Annotated in this window: 4 protein-coding genes; all 4 read right to left on the reverse strand. The window is 58.0% G+C overall.

Annotated elements, in window-relative coordinates:
* Positions 1-60 precede the first annotated feature (60 nt).
* A complete protein-coding gene (locus tag B2R17_RS26455) occupies positions 61-1548 on the reverse strand; it encodes an ankyrin repeat domain-containing protein (protein ID WP_286766348.1) in 1488 nt (495 codons plus the stop codon).
* Entirely contained in the window at positions 1548-2888 is a 1341-nt protein-coding gene (locus B2R17_RS26460; protein ID WP_286766349.1) for a DUF1552 domain-containing protein, read from the reverse strand. The genes B2R17_RS26455 and B2R17_RS26460 overlap by 1 nt, the downstream gene beginning before the upstream one ends.
* A gap of 35 nt (positions 2889-2923) precedes the next feature.
* The gene (locus B2R17_RS26465; protein ID WP_286766350.1) at positions 2924-6766 is read right to left on the reverse strand and encodes a DUF1592 domain-containing protein; all 3843 of its coding nucleotides are present in this window, start codon (positions 6764-6766) and stop codon (positions 2924-2926) included.
* Between the two features lie 199 nt (positions 6767-6965).
* The coding region (locus tag B2R17_RS26470; protein WP_286766351.1) for a hypothetical protein at positions 6966-7308 on the reverse strand (343 nt) is incomplete at its 5' end.

Raw genomic sequence — 7308 nt, forward strand, 5'->3', positions numbered from 1 at the left:
GAGGCGAGAGGCGAGAGGCGAGAAGCGAGAAGCGAGAAGCGAGAAGCAAGAAGCTAGAAGCTAGAAGCTAGAAGCTTCAATCGCTTCTTTCAAAGCTTCAATCGTTGGCGGGGACGGTTTGACGCTGCCGGGACGTTTGCCACCGGCGATGTCCAGCGGCGTCCAACCACGTTTGTTCTTGTGGTTCCAAACTTTGGGATCAGCGCCGACCGAGGTCAGCTTTCGAACCGCGGTTGGAAACGTTCGCAGCGCGGCACCGTGCATCGCGGTTTCTCGGTTGCGATCGACGACATTGGGATCGATCCCGAGATCAACCAGCATCTCGATCGCGCGGTCGACCTCTTCCGGCGTGCCCGGTTCTTCACCAACCGCGATCACACCGACTCCTGCCGCGGCCATCAACGCGGTGGTTCCATCGTCATTGGGGATCGTGGGGTCGGCTCCGAGTTCCAGCAACAAATGCATCAGCTCGATGTCTGCACCGCGAGAGGCCAAGAAGAATGGCGTGGCGCCCTTCGGGTTGAGGCGTTGGCCGCGTGACTTGCCGTTTTTCAGTTGCAGATTCACGTCGGCCCCCAGTTCCACCATCTGGCGGACAAAGTCCAAGCTGTGGATGGATCCCGTGATGCGAGGTGCCGGGTCGCCTTCTGGGTTGTCGCCCAATTCCGTTTTGCGAACCCAAGTGATCGCGTGCAGTGGAGCGTATCCGCTGCGTTGGTCGTTCGGATCGGCACCGCGACGGACCAAATCGCAAGCCAACTGAAGGTGCCCGCTTTCAATCGCGAACATCATCGCCGACATTCCCGACCGCGGGTTTCGGCCGCCGCTGCGTTTGGGGTTCGCGACGGTGTTGACGTCCAAACCCGAGTCGAGCAAACGCATCACCACCGCGGATTGTCCGTGCCGTGCCGCGAACATCAGTGCTGACAACCCGGACTGCTTCAGTGTTGTTTCAACGTTGCATCCCGCATCGATCAATGCGTCGACGGCATCCAGGTTGCCGGCCGCGGATGCCCACATCAACGCGGTTTGGCCGCGGGCTTCTTTGTCTTCCATGTCAGCTCCGGACTTGATCAGCGAACGGACCACATTCGCGTTGCCCTGCCGCGCCGCCAACATCAACGGCGATTCGCCGCCGCGCCGAGCCGCGTCTGCATCGGCCCCCGCGTCCAACAAGGCTCGTACTGCTCTGAGATTGCCATACTCACACGCCAGGCTCAGTGGCGTGACCTCGTACAGCGTTTTAGCATCCATGTCCGCGCCGGCAGCGACCAGTGCCGCGATACTGCGAGCGTGATTGTGGTAGGCCGCCCAGTGCAACGCCGTCATCCCATCGGGTTGAGACGCATCGACGTTCACCCGATCGCCAGCCAACGATTCTCGAACCAAATCCCAACGTTGCTGTTCCGCCGCGGCAACCCACTGGTGATCGGATGCTGACACCTCGGCGCTAGCCACCTCGGTCGATTCCCGATCGGATGGATCCGCCGCGACGACACCAAGACAAACCAGGAGCGATCCTGTGATCGGCAAGATCATTCGCAACATCACAGTGTCACCGGATCAAAGAGGTCATCGACCGTTCCCGTGCTGTCCGCGAACGATTCCAAAGGCACACCGACTTTGTTGAGCAACGTCAGGTGCAGGTTCGACAGTGGCTCAGGGTCTTTGAACCGAAGGTGACGATTGCCACGCATGTTTTCGGCGGCACCACCAGCCACCAAGATCGGCAGATTGCTGTGGTCGTGCGCGTCCGGATCGCCCATGCCGCTGCCATACATGTAGAGCGAATGATCGAGCAATGTCCCGTCGCCTTCGGGGACTTCATCCATCCGCTTGAGGAAGTCAGCGAACAACGAAACATGGAACTGGTTGATCTTGGCAACCTTGGCCAGTTTTTCTGGATCGCGACCGTGGTGCGTCACGGGGTGGTGTGGGTCAGGCACGCCGATCTCAGGATACGTTCGTGTGCTGGCCTCACGAGCCAATTGGAACGAAACGACTCGAGTGATGTCGCCTTGGAAGGCGAGCAACTGTAGGTCGAACATCAGCTTCGCGTGATCGGCGTACGCGGTCGGCACACCAACGGGACGGTCCAAATCGGGCAGCGGATTCTCGTGGCTGTTCTGTTCGGCGAGCTGAATGCGACGTTCGACTTCGCGAATGCTTTCGAGGTAGCCATCGATCTTGTTGCGGTCCGAGGCACCCACGCGATTCTTGATTCGCTTGATTTCCAAGTTGATCGAATCCAGCAGGCTGGCTCGTTTCTGCATCGCGGCTCGGCGTTGCTCAGGAGTCCCGCCTTCGCCAAACAAGCTTTCAAACACGATTCGCGGGTGAGCTTCGGATGGCAACGGCTGCGTCGGAGAAGCCCAAGACAAACTGTTCTGGTACACGCACGCGTAACCGTTGTCGCACTGCCCGACGGTGGACAGCAGGTCCATCGACAATTCCAACGATGGCAACTGAGTGGTCGCACCAATCTTTCGAGCCGCGACTTGATCGACCGTAGTGCCGTTGTAGTAGTCGCTGCTCTCGGTTCGCTTGGCACGCGCCGCACTCAAAAACGCCGAGTTCGAAGTCGCGTGGGAACCGGGATATGCGTTTTGCAAATCCGTGTTGGAGATCACGGTCAAGTGATCCTTCACGTCTTCCAGTGGTGACAAACTGGACGGCAATTCGTCGAGCGTTTCGCCTTCGGGAGTCCATTCGGCTGGGTTGTATCCCATCGGAATATAGATGTAACCAATCCGTTTGAGGCGACTGGGCGCGGCTGCGGTCGCCGCTGAAGCGGTCATCGCGGGAATCATCGCGTCCAGCAGTGGCAACGCGACGGCGGCACCGGTGCCGCGGAGCAAGGTTCGGCGAGAGAGATGGGATCGTTTCATCGAGCTTCCAGTTTAGAAGTGGGCAGCGTGACGGATCATCGGGATGTGTGGCGGTTGTTCGGTTCAGACGCGATTTCTCGGTACCGAAACGGCTCGCTCAGAACGATGCCGTTGATCAGAGAAGCCAGCGTGTAGTTGGACTGCGACGCCCCACGAACGATGCGGCGAATCGCCGGTCCATCGTGTGGCTCGACGGCTCGTCCGAGTGCGTATGTCATCAGTTTTTCCGCGACGGTTTGAGCAAAGATGTCCGGTCGAGCGACGATGCCGGCTTCCAGTTCATCGACCGATTGCAACTCGGTGCCATCTGGGAGTTGGCCCGACGAATCGACATCCAGCGTGCCTTCAAATTGTCGCCACCGTCCGACCGCGTCAAAGTTTTCCATCGCGAACCCAAGCGGATCGATCAAGTCATGGCAACTCGCACAAGTCGGATTGGCTCGGTGCATGGCCAGCCGCTCGCGGACTGTCATCGCCGCGAGCGTGTCTTTCTCTTTCAAGTTGGGAACGTTCGGCGGTGGTGGAGGAGCCGGAGTTCCGAAGATGTTTTCCATCACCCAGTTGCCGCGAATCGTTGGCGAAGTTCGTGTGGCGTACGAGGTGACCATCAGAATGCTGCCGTGCCGCAAGATGCCGCCCCGGTGCGACTCCGGTGAAACTTTAACGCGGCGAAAATGGCTGCCGGTGACGCCTCGGATCCCGTAGTGCGTGGCCAAGCGTTCGTTCAAAAAGGTGTCTTGTGAAGCGATCAGATCGGTGACGCTTCGATCATTCGTCAATACATCCTGAAACAACAACTGCGTTTCGCGTTGAAAAGATTGCCGAAGGTTGTCGTCGAAGTCGGGGAACAAACGCAGGTCAGGCGTGATCGAATCCAAGTTGCGTAACTGCAGCCACTGCGACGCGAAATTCGTGACGAGCGAATTGGCACGAGGATCATCCAGCATTCTTGCGACTTGTCCGGCCAGCACGTCATCGTTTCGCAATTGCTTGGCGTCGGCGAGGTCCAACAATTCTTCGTCGGGCAAACTGCTCCACAAGAACGACGCCAATCGAGACGCCAACTCATGATCCTTGACGGCGACAACATCCATTTCTTGTGTTGCCGAGGCATCCGGATCAACGGATTCAATCCGGAACAGGAAGTTTGGGTTGACGAGCAACGCGGTGAGAGCGGACTCGATGCCCTCATCAAACTTGCCGGCTGAGAAACCTTCGTCAAAGAAGTCCATCAACAACGCCAGCTCCTCAGCCGTTGTGGGACGGCGATAGGCTCGGCGAGCCAACCGTGTGAGGATCTTTTTGGCTTCGTCCCGGTCGGCGTTTTCACCAGACCAGTTCTCGCCGAAGATTGCTTGGCGACTGGTGGTGATGCCGGGACCTTCCGGAGCAAACGGACCCACGATCGAAACCTGATAGATCGCCGGCGTCAGTCGTGGATGGCGGTGCCGATTGAAGTTGGCATCGAATGGCTGTCGTTTGCCCTCGGTCAGCGACGAGAAGGTCTTGGGAAAGGTGACGCCAATCGAATGCCGGCCGGCGTCGAAGTGCAGACGCTGTTTCAGGTGAGAATCCGAATGCGTGTAATCGGGACCGCCGTACTTGCCGGTCTTCTTGGGTGGATACACCCTGAACTGGTGGACTCGAGCACGATCGACCAGGACATCGATTTCGTGTTCGCGATGCAAACCCTCGACCTGTTCGTCTCGGTCGCGAGTCAGCTTCAATTCGATTTCGTACTCGCCCGTTTGCGGGAAGTGTTGATCGAACAACACACCGCCGCGGGTTCCAAACGGCAAGCCTTCAACATGCTTTTCTTGCGAACGGTCGGCCGGCAACCGAATCGTCACTCCGGCGGGGCCGTTGCCCAAGCCTCCGACGGCCACGCGAGCGATTTTTTGTGCGGCCGACACGTAGCGGTTCAAGTGAGTCGGAGAAAGTTCCTCGACCGTGATGTTGTCAAAACCGTGGCTGGATTCGTCTTTGGGAAGGTAGTCCGATGCATCAATGGACACCGCCAGCAAATCACGGATCGCGTTTTGATACTCCACGCGGGTCATCCGCCGCATCGCTCCCATTCGGCCCGGTCGTGGGAACCGCTGAGCGTGATGATCGAGAACCGATACCAACGAGGCAGTTACTTGAGAATAGGTTTTTTCGTCGGGTTGGCCGTAATCCGGCGGCGGCATCTGGCGTGTGTTGATGCGTCGAAGGATTTTCTCCCACTCCGCCGTAGCGAAGTCAGGTTGCGTGAACTGATCTGAACCGAAATCAAACGCCTGCAAATCCAATCCCGCTTCCGCATCGTTTCCCGAGTGACAATCCAAGCACTGATCGGAAACAAATTCGCGAATCGCGGAGAGATCGTCCGAGACGACTTGGTTCACTTTCGATGCGGCCGGTGGAACCGGATCGCTCGCAGCATCACCACTCTCAGACGTGCTGACTTGAGCAGTCAACCATTCGTTGGGCAGAGTCTCGGTGGGAGCAATCTCGTCGCGTAGCAACTGAGCCGCTCGGCCGACGATCTTGAGGTAGTGATCGCTGGGCAAACCTTCGTACGTCAAGAATTCTGCGTCGCGTCCCTGCGGTGGATCGTTGGTGCATTTGAAAATCGCCGTCGCTTCATCGACTTCGTCAAACATTGCGACATACAGCATCTTGGCTCCGGCTTTCTTCGCCGCCACGATTTGCGTCCAAAGGAATTGGCCTTTCAATCGCGGGATGTCTTCCAGAGGAGCCTGCCCGTTGCGAAGGTTGAACCAACTGAAACCGGGGAAGACGACGGGCAGGTAGCCTTGTCCGTTGGTATCGCATTCCTGTTGATCCGGTTGCCAGATTTGCTCAGCGTGTCGTTGGGCTTGTTCTGGGTTGCGATAGCGTCCTGGTGTCCACGGGCTAAGCACATCCGCCATCTCGAAGATCGTTCGAACGGCGGGGTCGGTCACGCAGTCTCGCTCGAGTTCTCGCCATCCGGTCGGAACACCCAGCATGATGCTGCAGCCGGCTTGTTTCAGTTGAGCGATCAATGCTTTGCAATCATCCAGCGTGTAAGCGCCGGGCTGGTGCCGTTCGGCGAAGCCGACACCCCAAATCGCAACGAGGGGCATGCCGTTGTGATGCAAGTAAGAGTCGCTGTCGGTGATCGCTTCTTTGTTGACCAAGCGAGCCCAGTCCTTGCGAACGATGTCGAGTTCTCCTTCTCGAAGCCCCGACAAGTCATACATGACGGCGAAGGCTCGCCCGTTCTCTTCGGAGCCGCGACGACAGTGATTTAAAATCGCCGTTCGATTCGCAAGGCTGGCGGGAGATCGCAGCGAGGTGGCGAAGCGTTGGACAAAGGCACCATCGATTCCGTACTCTCGCATCCATTGGAAGTGACGCCGAACGGTTGGTTCATTGGCACTGCTGAACGCTTCCGCGACGCTGCCGTCGGAATGCTTGAACTTGGTGGCAAAGCGTTCTTCCGGGGAGTATTCCGACATGTCCGGCCAAAGGTCGACCGTGACATTGCCCGGACCAAGGGGTTTGCGCGAGTTGCGTCCCCAATGTCGCCAACCAAGTCCAGCGCCGTCTCCGTCGCAGTTGAACCATCCTTGGTATCCGCACATCACCTTGCCGTTCAGCGTGCTGCAATCGACCGCTTGAATCGGCTCGGATTGGTCCCGCGAATCGTCACCCAACGAGGGTTCAACGAACCAAAAAATCAACAAGACGGCAAAGACAAAGGCGGGACGAAGCAAAGGAGTTCTCTTGGGGAGGATCCAAGCGGATGAGACGAGAACAGGAATGACCGGCGAGTCGTCGGATGCAATCTGCTCGCCGTTTTTTTGAGACGAGGGAGCGACCGCACCCACGACCAAAAGTTCGCGGTCCATCCTACTCGATTAGCCGGTCTGATGCACCTGGAAAGGGGCCGCGTTGCCCCTTATCCGTGTCCATCAGGATCGCATTTCCCGTTGCGTGTGGATGCTTCGAAGTCCCCATGCTCGGTTTTTTCGGATGCCAGCCTCAATAAACCGCTCGGCCCGCAGCGAGCATCGCCCGCGGCAGGCCGATTTTGGCAACCCGTTTCGCTTAGAAACCCAGGGCCGATCCAGCCAACTTCTTCGTCAGGTCTTGCACCAAACGGTCGGTGTTCAGGCTCAGTCCGATCGTTTGGTTGTAGCCGTTGAAGCTGAAGTCAATCTCCGCGTGCACTCCGGCGCTGACGTAGTTGGAAACATTGCCGGAGAGCAAAACGTGATTGACCTCCAGGCTATTGGCGATCTCCAAGCCTCGCAGGACGTGTGCGTTGGCATCTTCGATTCCATTCAGAATCGCTTCCGCTGAATTGACGGCCAGGTTCCCGGCTGCCAGCAGAGCTTTGATTCGCAACACTTCGGGATTGGCTTCGACACCAACGTTGTCCAGCACCCAC

This window comes from Rhodopirellula sp. UBA1907 (genome assembly GCF_002337565.1).
GTDB classification, from domain to species: domain Bacteria; phylum Planctomycetota; class Planctomycetia; order Pirellulales; family Pirellulaceae; genus Rhodopirellula; species Rhodopirellula europaea.

Coding starts and splice junctions, on each gene's coding strand:
- B2R17_RS26460 (WP_286766349.1), bottom strand. CDS start 2,888: ATGAAACGATCCCATCTCTCTCGCCGAACCTTGCTCCGCGGCACCGGT.
- B2R17_RS26465 (WP_286766350.1), bottom strand. CDS start 6,766: ATGGACCGCGAACTTTTGGTCGTGGGTGCGGTCGCTCCCTCGTCTCAA.
- B2R17_RS26455 (WP_286766348.1), bottom strand. CDS start 1,548: ATGTTGCGAATGATCTTGCCGATCACAGGATCGCTCCTGGTTTGTCTT.